Source organism: Sphaerisporangium krabiense, from assembly GCF_014200435.1.
GTDB lineage: Bacteria > Actinomycetota > Actinomycetes > Streptosporangiales > Streptosporangiaceae > Sphaerisporangium > Sphaerisporangium krabiense.
In genome coordinates this window covers 3951081-3968831 of the sequence record NZ_JACHBR010000001.1, presented here as the reverse complement: position 1 = coordinate 3968831, position 17751 = coordinate 3951081, and the positions used below count along the sequence as shown (strand labels likewise).

Genomic DNA, 17751 nt, shown 5'->3' with positions numbered 1-17751 from the left:
TCAGGCGGGGTGCGCTGATGGGGGAGGGTGCTCTGAGGGGGAGCCGGGTGTTCTCGCCGGCGCGGGGCGGGGGCGGCGTCTCAGGAGCCGGGCTCACTTCTTGCCATTGCCGTTCCCGTTCCCGTTCCCGTTGCCGTTGCCGTTGCCGTTGCCGTTGCCGTTGCCGTTGCCGTTCGGCGTGAGGGTCTTGGTGGCTTTCGGCTTGGGCGTGGGATTGCCGACGTTCTTGGTGTTATTAGGGGTGGCTTTGGGGTTTTTGACTGGTTCGTTATTTTTGTCGTTATTGTTCTTCTTTAATCGTTTCTGTCCGGTCGGGGATGGTGACGGCGTCACCGTGGGTGTCGAGTCGTTCCCCGCCGGCGGGCGGCGCAGCTCCGGATCGGAGGTGGGCGAGCGGGCCGTCGTGCAGTTCACCCGCGCCTGCGGGTCATAGGTCAGGGTCTGCGGCTCGTCGCGCCGCACCACCGCGCCGTCCTTGGAGAACACGCGGGTCACCGTGACCGTGAACCCGGGCGCGCCCTCCGTGGGGACGCAGTCACCGCCGTCGTAGGTGAAGGTCTGCGGCTGGGTGATCGCGGTCTTCGCGGAGGTCTCGGCCTCGATCTTGTCGTAGACCTTGGTGCTCCAGAGGGTGACGGTGACCGACATGCCCGTGGCCTCGGCCGTCACGAGGATCCCGTACTGCGTGTCGTTGCGCCACCGCAGGTCGGGCTCGGGGTAGAAGACCGCCGCGTCCCGCCCGGGCGGATAGCGCGGGATGTGGATGACGTGCTGGGAATGCTCGACGTCCTCCAGGCCCGCGAGGTAGGTCGCGTTGTACATGGTGGTCGCGAGCTGCGAGATGCCGCCGCCCATGATCGTCACGAGCCGGTCGCCCTGCACGGCCTGGGCCGTCACGAACCCCCGGGACGACTGGGGACGCCCCACGACCTCGTTGAGCGAGAACGTCTCCCCCGGCTTGACCACCCGCCCGTCCACGAGCCTGGCCGCCCGCTGGATGTTGGTCACCCGCGCGGCGCAGCACCGGAAGGTCGTCGTGAACGTGGAGACCTTCTCCTTCACGCCGAGCCCGAGCGCCTGCTCGTCGGTGAGGGTGGGCGGCGTGAGGGCCAGCGACACCGGGATGACGCGGCGCCCGCCCTGGTCCATCAGCCGCGCCAGCGCCGTGTCGAACTTGGCCACGTCGACCCCCTTGCCCGTGCGGGCGGGGACGAGCCTCGGGGCGTCCTCCTCGATGACGAACCCGGCGGGCCGCGCGGCCTCGGCGACGCCCACGAGCCCGGCCTCCAGGTCACCGATCGCCCGGTGGGTGTCGAACCTGGGGCCCACGTCGCCCTGCTCGCCGGGGGCGAAGACGAGGTTCTCGGCGACGGCCGCCGGGGTCAGCGTCGCCCGCCTGCCGCCGTTGGTGAGGAGGATCGGCGCGGCCACCGCGCGCCGCGCGTCGTCCATGAAGGGAGCGAAGGCGTCCTCGCGGGCCTTGGGGAGGATGGTCGTGACCGTGAGCGCGGCCGAGGAGGGCGCGCTGGCGAACGCCGCCTTGACGGCCTCCTCCGCGCCCCGCCGGTCCAGCGCGAGGCCCTCGCGCGGCGGGATCAGGCGCGGGGTGACGCCGTCGTAGACGATGCGCCCCTCGCGGACGGGCCTGTCGATCACCTGCGCGACCTTGCGGATCTCCTGCGCGAGCTTGACCTGGTTGGACGTGACCCGCAGCGGCAGCTCCCGCTCGCCGGTGAAGGCCCGCCAGACGTCGGCGGGGCTCGGGAAGCCGGTCTCGGCGTCGGCCACGGTGGCCTGGGCGTCCACGGCGAGCCCGATCTCGCTGGGCGTGATCTTGCCGACGGGCCTGCCGCCGAGCAGCAGCGGGACGTCACGCTGGTCGTTGACGTCGAAGCGGGCGTGGACCAGGTCGAGCGCCTCGGTCTGCGTCATGCCGCCGATGGCGATGCCGGCGACGTGGGTGCCGGGCAGCACCTTCCCCCACATGTAGGTCGCGGGGATGCAGTAGCCGAACATGAACAGGATCGCGAGGCCGCCGACGAGGATGAACATGCGGCGCAGCCGGCTCCGGCGCCTGGGCGGGTCGGGGACCATGACGATCGACGGCTGGGCGGCCGGGTCGTCCATGCTCCAGCGCACGCGCGGGCTGCCGGTCATCGGCCAGGGCTCGGCGGGCGGCGCGGGCGGCGGCAGCGTCGGCGGTTTGCCGGACGAGGAGGACGGCGGCGTGGGCGCGAACGCCTCGGGCGACACGCCGGGAGGCAGCGGCGACACGCCGCGGGGCAGCTTCTTGCGGGTCGGCTGGGAGACGGGCTCCTTGTCGTCGCCGGACCGGCCCCGCCGGCCCCCGGACGAGGAACCGGACGGCGAAGAAGAGGCCGAGGAAGAAGAAGAGCCGGACGAAGGGTCGGATTTGTCCGGTCGCACCGCCGAGAACGGATCGGGCGGCGGGTCGATGGACGCTCCGGCGTTCCGCACGCCCTCGTCTCCTCCCGCTCCGTACCTGTTCCCCCGCCTCACCCTAAACCACGGGCACGCGCAAATTCTTCTACATCAACGGATGAATTCCGCCCCACGGACGGACGTTCGGAGAGTGAAACTCCTCCCCCGTGCGATGGGAGCACCACCGCCGGAAACGGCGGCGGGCCCCGCGACCGTGTCGCGGGGCCCGCTCGGACAGGTGTGCGGCGGCCGGGTTACGCCTCGACGCCCAGCTTCTCCAGGATCAGCTCCCGGGCGCGTCCGGCGTCGGCCTTGCCCCTGCTGGCCTTCATCACGCCGCCGACCAGGGCGCCGACCGCGGCGATCTTGCCGGACCGCACCTTGTCGGCCGCGTCGGCGTTCTGCGCGAGGACCTGGTCGATGATCGAGGACAGCTCGCCCTCGTCGCTGACGATGCGCAGGCCCCTGGCCTCGACGACCTCGTCGGGCGAGCCCTCGCCCGCGAGCACGCCCTCCAGCACCTGGCGGGCCAGCTTGTCGTTCAGCGCGCCGGAGGCGACCAGCTCGACGACCCGGGCGATCTGCGCGGGCGTGATCGGCAGGTCGGCCAGGGCCGTGCCGGACTCGTTGGCGCGGCGGGCCAGCTCGCCCATCCACCACTTGCGCGCGTCGGCGGCGGGCACCCCGGCCGACACCGTGGCCTCCACCAGGTCGATGGCGCCCGCGTTGTGCATGGCCGCCATGTCCAGGTCGGAGACGCCCCACTCGCCCTGCAGGCGCCGGCGCCGCGCGGACGGCAGCTCAGGCAGTTCCGCGCGCAGTTCCTCGACCCACTCGGGGGTCGGGGCGATCGGCAGCAGGTCGGGCTCGGGGAAGTAGCGGTAGTCCTGCGCCTCTTCCTTGGAGCGGCCGGAAGTGGTGGCGCCGGTGTCCTCGTGGAAGTGGCGGGTCTCCTGCACGATCTTGCCGCCCTCGGCGAGGACGGCGGCCTGACGCTCGATCTCGCCGCGTACGGACCGCTCGACGCTGCGCAGCGAGTTGACGTTCTTGGTCTCGGTGCGGGTGCCCCACTCGGAGGAGCCGCGCGGCATCAGCGACACGTTGACGTCGCAGCGCAGCGAGCCCTCCTCCATGCGCACGTCGGACACGCCCAGCGCCCGCATCAGCTCACGCAGCTCCGTGACGTACGCCCGGGCGACCTCGGGCGCGAGCCGGTCGGTTCCCGGGATCGGCTTGGTGACGATCTCGACCAGCGGGATGCCCGCCCGGTTGTAGTCGACGATGGAGTGGTCCGCGCCGTGGATGCGGCCGGTGGCGCCGCCGACGTGGGTCGACTTGCCGGTGTCCTCTTCGAGGTGCACCCGCTCGATCTCGACCCGGAACGGACGGCCGTCCACCTCGACGTCGAGGTAGCCGTTGACGCAGAGCGGCTCGTCGTACTGGCTGATCTGGTAGTTCTTCGGCATGTCCGGATAGAAGTAGTTCTTCCGGGCGAACCTGCACCATTCCGCGATCGTGCAGTTCAGCGCCAGCCCGATGCGAATCGTCGACTCGATGGCCTTGTCGTTGGCCACCGGCAACGCCCCCGGCAACGCCAGGCACACCGGACAGACATGCGTGTTCGGCGGCGCCCCGAACGTGGTCGGGCACCCACAGAACATCTTGGACGCCGTACCGAGCTCGACATGCGTCTCCAGCCCGAGCACCGGCTCGAACCGCTCCAGCGCCTCGTCGAACGGCATGGAGGTGTGGGTCGTGGTCACAGGGACGGAGCCTCCTTCAGCAGCGGGCCACCCCAGCGGGACTCGAAGGCCTTCTCTACGGCGGCGGCGACGCGGTAGCAGCGGTCGTCGCCGAGGACCGGGGCCATGATCTGGAGGCCTACCGGGAGGCCGTCCTCGTCGGCGAGGCCGCAGGGGACGGAGATGGCGGCGTTGCCGGCGAGGTTGGCCGGGATCGTGCAGAGGTCGGCCAGGTACATCGCCATGGGGTCGTCGGCGCGTTCGCCGATCGGGAAGGCGGTGGTCGGGGTGGTCGGCGAGATCAGCACGTCGACCTGGTGGAACGCGGCCTCGAAGTCGCGGGCGATCAGCGTGCGGACCTTCTGCGCCGAGCCGTAGTAGGCGTCGTAGTAGCCGCTGGACAGCGCGTAGGTGCCGAGCATGATGCGGCGCTTGACCTCGGGGCCGAACCCGGCGGCGCGGGTGAGGGCCATGACCTCCTCGGCGCTGCGCGAGCCGTCGTCGCCGGCGCGCAGGCCGTAGCGCATGCCGTCGAACCTGGCGAGGTTCGAGGAGCACTCCGAGGGGGCGATCAGGTAGTAGGCCGGGAGCGCGTAGCCGAAGTTCGGGCAGGAGATCTCGGCGACCTTGGCGCCCATCGACTCCAGCAGCTCGACGGCCTCGTGGAAGCGGGCCAGCACGCCCGGCTGGTAGCCCTCGCCCCCGAACTCCTTGACCACGCCGACGCGCAGCCCGGCGACGTCGCCGTGGCGCGCGGCCTCGACCACCGGCGGGACCTCGGCGTGGATGGACGTGGTGTCCATCACGTCGTGGCCGGAGAACGCCTCGTGCAGCAGGGCGGCGTCAAGGACGGTGCGGGCGAACGGGCCGGGGGTGTCCAGCGAGGACGCGAAGGCGATGAGCCCGTACCGCGAGGAGCCGCCGTAGGTGGGCTTCATGCCGACGATGCCGGTGACGGCGGCGGGCTGGCGGATCGAGCCGCCGGTGTCGGTGCCGGTGGACAGCGGGGCCTGGTAGGAGGCCACCGCGGCGCTGGAGCCGCCGGAGGACCCGCCGGGGATGCGGCCGAGGTCCCACGGGTTGCGGGTCGGGCCGTAGGCGGAGTTCTCGGTGGAGGAGCCCATCGCGAACTCGTCCAGGTTGGTCTTGCCGAGGATCACGAGGCCCGCCTCGCGCAGGCGCGCGGTCACGGTCGCGTCGTAGGGCGGGCGGTAGCCTTCGAGGATCTTGGAACCGGCCGTGGTCGGCATGTCCGTGGTGGTGAAGACGTCCTTGTGGGCGATGGGCACGCCGGCCAGCGGGCCGAGCTCCTCGCCGGCGGCGCGGCGGGCGTCGACCGCGCGGGCCTGGGCCAGCGCCGACTCGGCGGCGACGTGCAGGAAGGCGTGGACCTGCCCGTCGACCTCGGCGACGCGGTCCAGGTGGGCCTGGGTGACCTCGACGGCCGAGACCTCGCCCGAGGCCATGAGCGCGCCGAGCTCGGCGGCGGTCTTGCGGGTGAGACTCATGCCTCCTCCCCGAGGATGCGCGGGACGCGGAAGCGGTCGTCCTCGACGGCCGGGGCGGCCGCCAGCGCCTGCTCCGGGGTCAGGCTCGGCCGCGTCTCGTCGGGACGGTAGACGTTGGTGAGCGGCAGCGCGTGCGAGGACGGCGGGACGTCGTCGGTGGCGACCTCGGACACCCGCGCGACCGCGCCGATGATGGCGTCGAGCTGGGTGGCGTAGTGGTCGAGCTCGGCGTCGTTCAGCGCCAGCCGGGAGAGCCGGGCGAGGTGAGCGACCTCGTCGCGGGTTATGGCGGACATGAGTCGTTAACCCGTTTCATGGATGGCAATCGGACAGTGACATCATCCTAGGGCGCGTGACCGAACGTGGCCGAACCATTAACCTCCGTTCGGCCGGACTGGACCCTCCGCCGCGCCACGGGCGCCCGGCCAGGGGCTAGCAGGCCGTCACCTCGGCGGATCCGCGGCGGTCGTAGGAGTCGGGGGCCCCGCCCATGCGGGCCCGCAGCCACCCGGTCGCGTCCTCGGCGGGCATCGGCTCGGCGAACCGCCAGCCCTGGGCGGCGTCGCAGCCCATGTCGCGCAGGCGGCGCGCGACCTCCTCGGTCTCCACGCCCTCGGCCACCGACCGCAGGCCGAGCGAGCGGACCAGGTCGACGATCGAGCGGACGATGCGCTCGTCGTCCATCGACTTGCCGAGCTGCTGCACGAACGAGGCGTCGATCTTCACCTCGCACACCTGGAGGCGCTGGAGCCGGACCAGCGAGGAGTACCCGGTGCCGAAGTCGTCCAGGGACAAGGGGATGCCCAGCTCGACCAGGGCGTGGACCGAGTCGGAGGTGTACGCCTGGTCGGTCATCAGGATGCGCTCGGTCACCTCGAGCTGGATCGCCCGCGGCGGCAGGCCGAGGCGGTCCAGCCCGGCCTCCAGCGTGTCCGGCAGCGCGGAGTCGAGCAGGTCGCGGGCCGAGACGTTGATCGAGATCGGCACCTCCAGCCCGGCGTGCCACCAGTCGGCGGCCTGCTCCAGCGCGGCGTCGATCACGTGCTGGGTGATCTGGTGCATCAGGTAGGACTGCTCGGCCAGGGGGATGAAGTCGGACGGGGAGATCGGGCCGCGCTCCGGGTGCCACCACCGCAGCAGGGCCTCCACCCCCTCGACCATGCCGGAGGCGAGGTTCACCTTGGGCTGGTAGTGCAGGCGCAGGTCGCTGCCGCCGACGGCCCTGCGCAGGTCGCCGAGCAGGTTGAGCCGCTCGGGCGAGTTGCGGTCCTTCTCGGCGTTGTAGACCTCGACGCCGGTGCGGCCCTCCTTGGCGAAGTACATCGCGACGTCGGACCGCTGGAGGAGCAGCTCGAAGTCGGGCGCGTGGTCGGGGTAGAGCGCGATGCCGACCGAGGCGTCCATGTCGAAGGTCATGCCCTCCAGGCGCACCGGCTGGGTGAGCGCGGCGCGCAGCCGCGCGGCGACCTCGCGGGCGGCCATGGCGTCCCGGACGGTCGGCAGCAGGACGGCGAACTCGTCGCCGCCGAGCCGGGCCACCACGTCGCCCGGCCGCACGCTGTGGGTGAGGCGGTGGGCGACGATCTGCAGCAGCCGGTCCCCCACGGGGTGCCCGAGCGTGTCGTTGACCTCTTTGAAGCGATCCAGGTCGAGAAGCAGCAGGCCCACCCGCGTGTCGTCGCGGGCCTCCGCCAGGGCCTCCTCGGTGCGCAGGATCAGCAGCTTGCGGTTCGGCAGGGACGTCAGGCCGTCGTGCATGGCCTGGTGGTCGCGGCGCACCGACATCGAGGCGGTGAAGTACATGGTGGCCAGCGGCGCCACGAACAGCGGGACCAGCGCGGGCGAGCGGCTCATCACGACCACGACCAGCGGCGCGAGGCCGAGCAGCGCGGCGTAGACCACGCTCTGGTGTCCGATCGTGGTGCGCAGCACGCGGGCCAGCGAGCGGCGCTCGTGCAGCGCGACGGCCCCGCAGACGAGCACGCCGCGGACGGCGAAGTAGGCGAGGGCGGCGAGCGCGACCGCCGTCATGTCGACGCCCTCGGGCACCCAGGGGACGGCCGGGCGCGGATGGTGCCCGAACAGGCCGAGGACCACCCCGGCGGCGGTGGACGCCAGCGTGACCTGGGCCACGTTGAACGCCACGCGGTGCCAGGCCCTGCGGTGGGACAGGCCGCTCACCACCAGGGCGAGCCCGTGGATGAGCACGGCCACCGAGAGGCCGTAGTAGAGCAATATCGCGAACGTGAACATGGTCGAGGTGGCGGTGCCGCCGACCAGGCGCGAGGTGGAGACGACGAGCGGGCGGAGCTCCCCGAGCACGACCAGCACCACCAGCACCCAGAACAGCGAGGTGCGCGCCAGCGTGACGAGTTCCCAGACACCGAGCCGCACCTCGGCGACGCCCAGCGCCGCGAGCCCCGTGACCACGACTCCCGTGATGTAGGTCCAGAGCGGGGAGAACGGGCGCGGTGCGGTGTCGCGTGTGTCGGATGGGTCCGTCATAGGCAAGTAAACCCCCAAGAGGTCACTATGGGAGGGTACGGCCTTTGGGCCACTTCGCGAAACCGGTTGGGCACGTTGCGTCACCGAATATTTCGGGACCTCGTGTTCTGTCACCCTTCCGCCGGCTCCCCCAGCCGGTCCGGATCCCGTGAAATGCCCCCTGGAACCCTCCACAAGAGTCCACACGCGGTTTGACCCGCACTTGACCATTCTGATTCACCGGCGCCCGCGCCGCGCGGCTTCCGCGCAGGTGTCCAGGTTCGGTAGGGCCGCGCGAACCCTCCGACGACGGCGGGCCGGTCCCCGCACGGCCCCGGGGTCAGCGGGGGGCGGCGGTGTGGCGCAGGCCGTCCATGAGCAGGTCGAGCATGCGGGCCGCCTGGTCACGGCGCTCCCGCGCCGCCATGGAGAGCCCGGTCAGGCTCGCCAGGACGTCCTCGGGCAGCACGTCCTCACGGACGGTCCCCGCCGCGGCGCCGGCCCGGAGCAGACTCGTCACGGCGTCCGTCATGCGGGCGCGGCTCTCGGAGTAGGGGTCGCCGCCGGAGGCGATCACCGCGCGCAACGCGTCCGCCATCTCCCGCTTCTTGGTGGCGTAGTCCACGAAGAAGTCCATCCAGGCCCGCAACGCCCGGTCGGCCGGCATGGACTCCAGGAGCTCCGCCGCGGCCCCGCACAGGCGGGCCAGTTCCTCGCGGTACACGGCCTCCACCAGGGCCTCGCGCGTGGGGAAGTGCCGGTACAGCGTGCCGATGCCGACGCCCGCCTTCTTGGCGACCGCGTCGAGCGTCACCTCCGGCCCGTCCTCGGAGAACACGCGCGCGGCGACGTCGAGCAGGCGGTCGCGGTTGCGCCGGGCGTCCGCGCGCAGGGGTCGGGCGCCGCTGGGCTCCACGGTGTTCCTCCTGGTTCCTCCTGGCCTGACGGCCGATCTCGTGGCCGCCGGTCATGACCCGGACCGCCGGCGTCCGGACGGCATGCCCCGGCTTGCCATCCGGAGGATCCTCCGCTTAGAGTCGGCTCTATCGGAGGATCCTCCGGATAGCGTCATCGTACCGGGACCACCCGCGCCGATCGCCACCCTTCGACCTCGCCGGAGGTCCGGATCGGGCCCTCCACCGGCACCCATCGACCGCTCAGACGGGAAAGACCATGGCCGCACGCGTCACCACACCCTTCACCGCCTCGTCCACCGCCGCCGAGGTCGTGGCGGGCGTCGACCTCACCGGCCGACGCGCCGTCGTGACCGGCGGCGCCTCGGGGATCGGCGTCGAGACCGCCCGCGCGCTCGCCGGCGCGGGAGCCGAGGTCACGTTGGCCGTCCGCGACACCGCGGCGGGCGAGCGCACGGCCGAGGACATCACCGCCACCACCGGCGGCGAGCGGGTGCTCGTGGCGCGGCTCGACCTCACCGACCCCGCGTCCGTCGCCGCCTTCACGGCCGCGTGGGACGGCCCGCTGCACATCCTCGTCAACAACGCCGGCGTGATGGCCACCCCGGAGACCCGCACGCCGCAGGGCTGGGAGCTGCAGTTCGCCACCAACCACATCGGCCACTTCGCCCTCACCACCGGCCTCCACCGGGCGCTCGCCCGCGCCGGGGGCGCCCGCGTCGTCTCGGTCAGCTCCAGCGGCCACCTGCGCTCGCCGATCGTCTTCGACGACATCCACTTCCGCGACCGCGAATACGAGCCCTGGTCCGCGTACGGCCAGTCCAAGACGGCGAACGTCCTGCTGGCGGTCGAGGCCACCAGGCGCTGGGCCGACGACGGCGTCACCGCCAACGCGCTGATGCCCGGCGGCATCCGCACCCGCCTGCAGCGCCACGTCAGCGAGGAACAGCTGGAGCGCATGCGGGCCGCGTCCGGTCTGCGGCAGATCAACTGGCGGACCCCCGAGCAGGGCGCCGCCACCTCCGTGCTGCTCGCGGCCTCTCCCCTGCTCGACGGCGTCGGCGGGCGCTACTTCGAGGACTGCCAGGAGGCGGAGCCGCACCGGCCCGGCGGCGAGCGCAGGGGCGTCGCGGAGTACGCCCTCGACCCCGAGGCCGCCATCCGGCTGTGGGAGGTCACGACGGACATGCTGGACGCGTGACCTCCGGCCGTCAGCCGGCGCTCGCGGCGCTCTGTTCGGCGCTCTCCTCGGCGCTCTCCTCCGGGGCCGCCTCCGGGGCGTCCTCCGAGACCGGGACCACGGCGTCGGGGCCCTTGTCGAGCAGGACGCGGAAGTTCTCCTCGTCCAGGATGGGGACGCCGAGCTTGAGCGCCTTGTCGAACTTGGATCCGGCGTTCTCGCCGGCGACCAGGAAGTCGGTCTTCTTGGAGACCGAGCCGGTCACCTTGCCGCCGCGCGCCTGGACGGCCTCGCCCGCCTCGTCACGGGTGAAGCCCTCCAGGGTGCCGGTGACGACGAGCGTGAGGCCCGCGAGGATCTGCGAGCCCTGCCCGGTGGGCGGCTCGTCCTCCATGCGCACCCCCGCGGCCCGCCACCGGTCGACGATCTCACGGTGCCAGTCCTCGGCGTACCACTCGCGGATCGACGCGGCGATCGTCGGGCCGACCCCCTCGACGGCGGCCAGCTCCTCCTCCGACGCGCCGAAGACGCGGTCGAGGGACAGGAACGTCGTGGCCAGGGCCTGCGCCGCGGTGGGGCCGACGTGCCGGATCGACAGCGCGATGAGCACCCGGGCCAGCGGCTGCGACTTGGCCCGCTCCAGCTCCGCGAGCATGTGCTCGGCGTTCTTGCTGGGCTCGCCGTTCATGTTGGCGAAGAACGTGACGACCTTGGGCTCGCCGGTCTCCGGGTCGGTCTTCGGCAGGCCGGTGTCCTGGTCGCGGACCACGGACTTGATCGGCAGGAGCTGCTCCATGGTGAGGTCGAACAGGTCGGCCTCGGTGCGCACCGGGGGCTCCTGCGGCGGCAACGGAGCGGTCAGCGCCGTGGCGGCGACGTAGCCGAGCCCTTCGATGTCGAACGCCTTCCGCCCGGCCGCGAAGAAGATGCGCTCGCGGAGCTGGGCGGGGCAGGACCGGGCGTTCGGGCAGCGGATGTCGACGTCCGCCTCCTTCATGCGCCGCAGCTCGGTGCCGCACTCGGGGCAGTGGGTGGGCATGACGAACTCGCGCTCGCCGCCGTCCCGCAGCGCGGTGACCGGCCCGACGATCTCGGGGATGACGTCCCCGGCCTTGCGCAACACGACCGTGTCGCCGATGAGGACGCCCTTGCGCGCGACCTCCGAGGCGTTGTGCAGGGTGGCGCGCTCGACCGTGGACCCGGCCACGACCACGGGCTTCATCACGCCGTACGGCGTCACGCGCCCGGTGCGGCCGACGCCGACCTGGATGTCGAGCAGCTTGGTGTTGACCTCCTCCGGCGGGTACTTGAAGGCGATCGCCCACCGGGGGGCCCGCGAGGTGGAGCCGAGCTGGCGCTGCAGCTCGATGCGGTCGAGCTTCACCACCACGCCGTCGATCTCGTACTCGGTGTCGTGGCGGTGCTGCCGGTAGTTCTCGATGAACTCCTCGATCGCGGTCAGGGTGTCCACGACCTTGTAGAGGGGGCTGACCGGGAGCCCGAAGTCGCGCAGCCGCTCGTACACGCCGGACTGGGTGGCGGGGAGCGGAGCCGAGCCCTCCCACACGCCGACGCCGTGCGCGATCATCTTCAGGTCGCGCTGGGCGGTGATCCGGGGGTCCTTCTGGCGCAGGGACCCGGCCGCCGAGTTGCGCGGGTTGGCGAACGGCGGTTTGCCGGCGGCGACGAGCTGTTCGTTCAGCTTCACGAAGCCGTCGACGGTGAGGTAGATCTCGCCGCGGACCTCCAGCAGGTCCGGCACGTCGTCGCCGTGGAGGCGGTGCGGGATGTTGGCGATCGTGCGCACGTTGGCCGTGACGTCGTCGCCCACCCGGCCGTCGCCGCGCGTGGCGGCCCTGACCAGCCTGCCCTTCTCGTAGACCACGGCGATGGCCAGGCCGTCGATCTTCAGCTCGCACAGGTAGGGGGCCGGGTCGCGTTCGAGGAGTCGCTCGGCCCTGGCCTGCCAGGCCGCGAGGTCGGCGTCGTTGAACGCGTTGTCGAGGCTCTCCAGACGCCGCAGGTGGCGCACCGGGGTGAAGTCGGTGGAGATGGGCGCGCCGACCTTCTGCGTCGGCGAGTCCGGTGTCACGAGGGAGGGATGCGCCTCCTCCAGTTCCCGCAGCTCGCGCATCCAGGAGTCGTACTCGCCGTCGCTCACGGTGGGCGCGTCGAGCACGTAGTAGCGCCAGTTGGCCTCCTCGGCCAGCTCGGCCAGCTCGGCGTGGCGGTCCAGCGCGGACACCGGAACGCCCTCCACCTCGGCAGTCATGCCGTCTCCCCTCGTTCGTGCGGCCCAAGGAGAACGCTACGGGCAGCGGCGCGTGCTCGCGTCCGCGGATCGGCGCTCTACCTGGGCAATCGTTACCTCCACCATGCCATCCCGCACCGACATTTCCCCACGAAACGGACCCGTGCCGCAACAGGCGATCCCGGGCGCCGTCCACCCGGGATCGCCTGAAGAACCAGGGTGTCCGGCAAAGACCGGGACAACCACTATTTGCCGACTTATCAGGCTTTCGTGGTCAGCCGCCCTGGGACCACACGCCCTCCCAGTGCGAGCACTTCCCCGTGACGCGGGCCGAGGTGCCCCGGCACACCTTGGCGGACGAGGTCAGCATGTACCCGGCGTTGATCCGGAAGGACCGCGTCCTGGACTGCGAGCAGTTCTTGTACGTCGCGGTGCGCCACTTGCCGCGGTCGGTGAGCCACTTGATCTTCAGCCAGGTGCACGTGCGGGCGCCGCCGCCGTCGTACACGTCGCCGCTGATCCGCAGGCCGGACCGCGTCGTCCGGATCTCGCCCGACGCCCAGCCCTTGAAGTCCGTGGACGCCGTGGGCCCCCACTCCCACCTCTCGGCGGCCGTGGCCGTGCCGGCCGCGGCCCCCGAGGTCGACACAGAGGCCGGCACAGAGGCCGACGCGGAGGCCGCGGCGGGCAGGCCGAGGCCGAGGGCCGCGGCGGTGGTGAGGCCGAGCAGGACGCGAAGACCGCTGCGCATGACTTTCTCTCCCGGATTCCTGGGTCGTTCCACGACTCCCAGGAATAGGGCACGCCGCTTGCGAGGCACTTGAACCGCACTCGCGGGAGACGGCCGGCTCAGTCCCGTTCGTCCTCGGGGTCCTCGCGCAGCACGCGGGCGGCCTCGCGGCACCGGGCGAGCGCGGCCCTGGCGTACCCGGGCGAGGCGCCGGCCAGCCCGCACGACGGGGTGAGCACCACCTGGCGCGCCAGGCCGGCGGGCGCGAAGCCGAGCCTGCGCCACAGCTCGACGGCCGGCCTGGCCACCACGCCGATGTCGGGCAGCCGGGAATCCGTGCCGGGCACGACGCCGAGGAACAGCGCCGTCCCCCGGTCGATCGCCTCGCCGATCTTGTCCTCGTCCCTGCGCCGCAGCAGCCCCGCGTCCAGCGAGACGCCCCGCACCCCGGCCGAGCGCAGCACGTCGAACGGCACCTCGGGCGCGCAGCAGTGGACGACCGTGAACACCTCGGGCGGGAGCACCGCGCGCAGCCGCTCGGCCGCGATCGGCGGCTCCACGGCGGCCAGCCGCCCGAACCCCGAGGCCGTCGGCACCGTCCCGGCGAGCGCCCCCGGCAGGCCGGGCTCCTCCAGCTGGACCACCACCGTGGCGCCCGGCACGCGCGACCGCACGGCGGCGATGTGCGCGGCGAGCCCCTCGGCCAGCGACTCGGCCACGTCGCGGACCGCGCCCGGGTCCGCCAGCGTGCGGTCGCCGTAGCGCAGCTCGACGGTGCCCGCGAGCGTCCACGGCCCGCAGACCTGGATCTTCAGCGGGCCCTCGTACCCCTGGGCGACCTCCTCCAGGCCGTCGAGGTCGCGGGCGAGGTGTTCCCTGGCCCTGCGCAGGTCGCGGCCCGGCCTGTCGGTGAAACGCCACCCGGACGGCTGGACCTCCACCGGCAGGTCGACCAGCAGCGACGCCGTGCGCCCCACCATGTCGGCGCCGACGCCGCGGTCGGGAAGCTCGGGCAGGTACGGCAGATCGGGGACCTCGCCGAACACCGTCCGCAACGTCTCGACATGGTCGGCGCCCGGGTGGGAGCCCACCCCCGTCGCGCTGGCCTCGCCCCACGGAAACTCGCTCACAAGCCGCAAGCTTAGGGACTGCCGGGCGATCGGGTGACGCGCCCGCCGCGGGAGCCGTCCCGTGCTGTTCAGTCCTGTCCAAGCCGATTACAAGAGCGGCCCCATATTCCTTGGACCACCGGGCCGACCCCCGGGAACGCCGCCGGGGCGATCCGGCGGCCCGTGAAGGTTCGACGAAAGGAGGGGTGAGCGTGGACCAGAACGAGACGACCGGGCAGGTGCTCGGCGACGAGGAGCTGGAGCAGCTCAGCGGAGGTCAGAAGCCGGAGGTCTCGATGGGCCTCTACATCGACCCGCCGGGCATCTGCGTCTCGGTGTGAGTCCGGCGCGCCCGCCACGCCCGGCGGGCGCACGCTCCGCACCGAGACCGGCGGCCCGCCGTACCCGGCGGGCCGCCGATCCGTTCACACAAGGGCCCGGGACGGGGTCGCCGCCCCGGGCCCGCCCGTCGCGGTCCGCCGTACGGCGACCCGGGCCAGGGAACGCCAGGAAGGGGAGGACGGGTGTCCGGACGGGCCCGGCGCCGCCGCGTCCCGGTGGTGCGGCAGAACACCATGACGGACTGCGGGGCGGCCTGCCTGACGATGGTCCTGCGCCACCACGGGCTGCGCACGACGCTCCGCGAGGTCGGCGGCAGGGTCGGCCTGTCCCGCGACGGGACGACCGCACGCGCGCTGGTGGCCGCCGCCCGCGAGTACGGCCTCGCGCCGGTCGCCATGCGGATCGCCCCGGACGGGCTCGGCCGGCTGGCCCTGCCCGCCATCGCGCACTGGAGGTCCGGCCACTTCGTGGTCGTCGAGCGCCACGGGCGCCGGGGTGTCGAGGTCGCCGACCCGGCACGGGGCCGCCTGCGGCTCACCCACGAGGAGTTCGCCGCCGGCTTCACCGGCGTCGTCATCGTCCCCACGCCCGGCCCCGGCTTCCGTCCAGGACGGATCGACCCGCCCGTGCGGCCCTGGCGGCGGCGCATGCTCCTGGACGCGCTGCGCCGCTCGCGCGGCCTGGTCGCGCTGATCGTGCTCGCCTCGGTGCTGCTCCAGGCGCTCGGCCTGGTGCTGCCGCTCGGCTCGGGACTGATCGTCGACCGGGTGCTGCCGTCCGGTTCCGCGGACCCGCTGCCGTTGATCGGCGCCGGCGTGGCGGTGGCCGCGGGCGCCCAGCTCGCGCTGGGCCTCGCGCGCGTGCGCATGCTGGCGGCGCTCCAGACGCGCGCCGACCGCCACCTCACCACCGAGACCGTGCGTCACCTGTTCTCGCTGCCGTACCGGTTCTTCGCCCTGCGCGGCACCGGCGACCTGGTCGCCAGGGCCGAGGGCGTCACGGCGATCAGGGAGCTGGCCACCGGCCAGGTGCTCCCCGCGATGCTGGACGGCCCGCTCGCCGTCGTCTACATCGCCCTGGTCATGGCCGGGGACCGTGTGCTCGGCCTCTGCCTGCTCGGGATCGTCGCCGCGCACGCCCTGCTGCTGTTCGGCACGCGGCGGCGCACCGGCGCGCTGGCGCAGCGGCAGCTCGCCGCGCAGGCGGAGGCCCACGGCCGTCTGATCGAGTCGATCCGGGGCGTGGAGTCGCTGAAGGCGATGAGCGCCGAGCGGCGGGTGATCGACCGGTGGGCGGAGCTGTTCGCGGTCCAGCTCGACGCCGCCGCGCGCGGCACGCGGGCCGTCGGCGGCGTGGTGGCCGCGCAGACCTCGATCCACGTGATGACGCCCATGGTCCTGCTGTGGGCCGGAGCCTGGCGCGTGCTCGCCCACGACATGACGCTCGGCACGCTGCTCGCCCTGAACGCCGTCGCGCTGGCCGCGATCACGCCACTGAACTCGCTGATGAGCGCCGTGCAGCGCATGCAGGTCGCCGGCGCGGCGGTCCGCAGGCTGGCCGACATCCTGGACGCCGACCCGGAGCCTGGCGCCGGGGACGAGCCGCGCCTGCCCGAGCTCCGGGGCGCCGTCGAGCTGCGCGGGGTCGGCTTCCGGTACGACCCGCGCGGGGCGTGGACCGTGCGCGAGGTGTCGCTGCTGGCCGGGCCCGGCCAGAAGATCGCGCTGGTCGGGCGCTCGGGTTCCGGCAAGAGCACGCTGGCGCGGATCATGCTCGGCCTGTACGCGCCCGAGGAGGGCGAGGTCCGCTACGACGGCGTGGCCCCGCCCGCCGCGTGGACGCCCGCGCTACGGCGCCGGTTCGGCGTCGTCACCCAGGATCCCGCGCTGTTCTCCGGCACGATCCGCGACAACATCGCCCTCGGCGTCCCGGACGCGCCGCTGGAGCGGGTGGTCGCCGCCGCCCGGCTCGCCTGCGTGCACGACGAGATCGCCCGCATGCCGCTCGGCTACGACACGCCGCTGCCGGAGGGCCACGGCCTGTCCGGAGGACAGCGCCAGCGGATCGCGCTGGCCAGGGCTCTGCTGTCGGAGCCGCGCGTGCTCGTCCTCGACGAGGCGACGAGCCACCTGGACACCGCCACCGAGGCCGCGATCGAGGCGCGCCTGTCCGGCCTGCGCCAGACGAGGATCGTCATCGCGCACCGCCTGAGCACGGTCAGGGACGCCGACCTGATCCTCGTGCTGCGCGAGGGCCGGGTCGTCGAACGCGGCGGCCACGAGGAACTGCTGGCCCTCGGCGGCGAGTACGCGGCGCTCGTGGGCGGCCGGACCGCGCCCGGGGTCATGATGGGAACATGAAGCTCACGACACTGACCAAGCACGGCCACGCGTGCGTGCGCCTGGAGAAGGACGGCTCCACCCTCGTCATCGACCCCGGCGGCCTCACCGAGGAGTCGGCCGTCGAGGGCGCCGACGCCGTACTGATCACTCACGAGCACTTCGACCACCTGGAGGTCAAGCGCCTCGCCGCGCTCGCCTCCGGTGTCCAGATCTGGACCTGCGCGGCGGTGGCCGCGCAGTTGGAGGGGCTGAGCGTGAAGGTCAACGTCGTCGGCGAGGGCGACGCGTTCACCGCGGCGGGCTTCGAGATCGGCGTGGCCGGGCGGGAGCACGCCAAGGTCTGGCCGGAGATGCCCCTGGTGCAGAACGTCGGGTTCCTCATCGACGGCGAGGTCTTCCACCCCGGCGACGCGTTCACCGTCCCGGGCAGCCCGGTGGGCACGCTGCTCACCCCGACCGGCGGGCCGTGGATGAAGGCCGCCGAGATGCTCGACTACCTCAAGGCCGTGAACCCCACGCGGGCGTTCTCGATCCACGACGGCCTGTACAACGAGGTGGGGCTGTCGCTGGTGGACGGCCTGCTCGACCGCAGCGCGCAGGCCCAGGGCGGCGACTTCCGGCGCCTGAAGCCGGGCGAGAGCGTCGTCATCGGCGGCTGACCCGGCCCGCGCGACGGCTCAGGACGGGGACAGGGCTCGGAACACGAC

Annotated in this window: 13 protein-coding genes; 4 read left to right on the top strand and 9 right to left on the bottom strand. The window is 72.8% G+C overall.

The features are described from left to right. Positions 1-93: 93 nt before the first annotated feature. The 6 genes from BJ981_RS17545 to BJ981_RS17520 form a co-directional block, all read right to left on the bottom strand. The gene (locus tag BJ981_RS17545) at positions 94-2478 is read right to left on the bottom strand and encodes a VanW family protein (RefSeq protein ID WP_184612403.1); all 2385 of its coding nucleotides are present in this window, start codon (positions 2476-2478) and stop codon (positions 94-96) included. Positions 2479-2696: 218 nt separating this feature from the next. Beyond that, complete coding sequence (gatB, locus tag BJ981_RS17540) at positions 2697-4184, bottom strand: Asp-tRNA(Asn)/Glu-tRNA(Gln) amidotransferase subunit GatB (RefSeq protein WP_184616203.1); 1488 nt, start codon at positions 4182-4184, stop codon at positions 2697-2699. A gap of 17 nt (positions 4185-4201) precedes the next feature. Further along, the gene (gatA, locus tag BJ981_RS17535) at positions 4202-5692 is read right to left on the bottom strand and encodes an Asp-tRNA(Asn)/Glu-tRNA(Gln) amidotransferase subunit GatA (protein WP_184612402.1); all 1491 of its coding nucleotides are present in this window, start codon (positions 5690-5692) and stop codon (positions 4202-4204) included. Next, positions 5689-5988, bottom strand: coding sequence for an Asp-tRNA(Asn)/Glu-tRNA(Gln) amidotransferase subunit GatC (gatC, locus tag BJ981_RS17530; protein WP_184612401.1), 300 nt, complete (start codon positions 5986-5988; stop codon positions 5689-5691). Before gatC ends, gatA begins: the two co-directional genes overlap by 4 nt. A gap of 136 nt (positions 5989-6124) precedes the next feature. Continuing rightward, on the bottom strand, positions 6125-8197 hold the full coding sequence (locus tag BJ981_RS17525; RefSeq protein ID WP_184612400.1) for a putative bifunctional diguanylate cyclase/phosphodiesterase: 2073 nt from the start codon (positions 8195-8197) through the stop codon (positions 6125-6127). 319 nt (positions 8198-8516) lie between these two features. Further along, complete coding sequence (locus tag BJ981_RS17520) at positions 8517-9092, bottom strand: TetR/AcrR family transcriptional regulator (RefSeq protein ID WP_184612399.1); 576 nt, start codon at positions 9090-9092, stop codon at positions 8517-8519. A 257-nt stretch (positions 9093-9349) separates the two neighbouring features. Here BJ981_RS17520 and BJ981_RS17515 point away from each other — a divergent pair, with 257 nt between their 5' ends. Further along, entirely contained in the window at positions 9350-10291 is a 942-nt protein-coding gene (locus BJ981_RS17515; protein ID WP_184612398.1) for an SDR family NAD(P)-dependent oxidoreductase, read from the top strand. A gap of 10 nt (positions 10292-10301) precedes the next feature. On the opposite strand, the gene ligA is transcribed toward BJ981_RS17515, so the two are convergent. The 3 genes from ligA to BJ981_RS17500 all read right to left on the bottom strand — a co-directional run bounded on the left by ligA (position 10302) and on the right by BJ981_RS17500 (position 14381). Then, positions 10302-12542 carry an NAD-dependent DNA ligase LigA gene (ligA, locus tag BJ981_RS17510; protein WP_184612397.1) on the bottom strand — a complete coding sequence of 747 codons (2241 nt, stop codon included), beginning with the start codon at positions 12540-12542 and terminating at the stop codon, positions 10302-10304. Between the two features lie 253 nt (positions 12543-12795). Beyond that, positions 12796-13272 carry a hypothetical protein gene (locus BJ981_RS17505; RefSeq protein ID WP_184612396.1) on the bottom strand — a complete coding sequence of 159 codons (477 nt, stop codon included), beginning with the start codon at positions 13270-13272 and terminating at the stop codon, positions 12796-12798. 98 nt (positions 13273-13370) lie between these two features. Further along, entirely contained in the window at positions 13371-14381 is a 1011-nt protein-coding gene (locus tag BJ981_RS17500) for a methionine synthase (RefSeq protein ID WP_184612395.1), read from the bottom strand. Between the two features lie 191 nt (positions 14382-14572). On the opposite strand from BJ981_RS17500, the gene BJ981_RS38245 reads away from it, so the two are divergent. The 3 genes from BJ981_RS38245 (at position 14573) to BJ981_RS17490 (ending at position 17703) form a co-directional block, all read left to right on the top strand. Beyond that, positions 14573-14701, top strand: a complete 129-nt coding sequence (locus tag BJ981_RS38245) for a hypothetical protein (protein WP_260324658.1) — start codon at positions 14573-14575, stop codon at positions 14699-14701. Positions 14702-14884: 183 nt separating this feature from the next. Then, a complete protein-coding gene (locus tag BJ981_RS17495) occupies positions 14885-17062 on the top strand; it encodes a peptidase domain-containing ABC transporter (protein WP_239139205.1) in 2178 nt (725 codons plus the stop codon). Continuing rightward, complete coding sequence (locus BJ981_RS17490) at positions 17059-17703, top strand: MBL fold metallo-hydrolase (protein ID WP_184612394.1); 645 nt, start codon at positions 17059-17061, stop codon at positions 17701-17703. The genes BJ981_RS17495 and BJ981_RS17490 overlap by 4 nt, the downstream gene beginning before the upstream one ends. Positions 17704-17751: the final 48 nt, after the last annotated feature.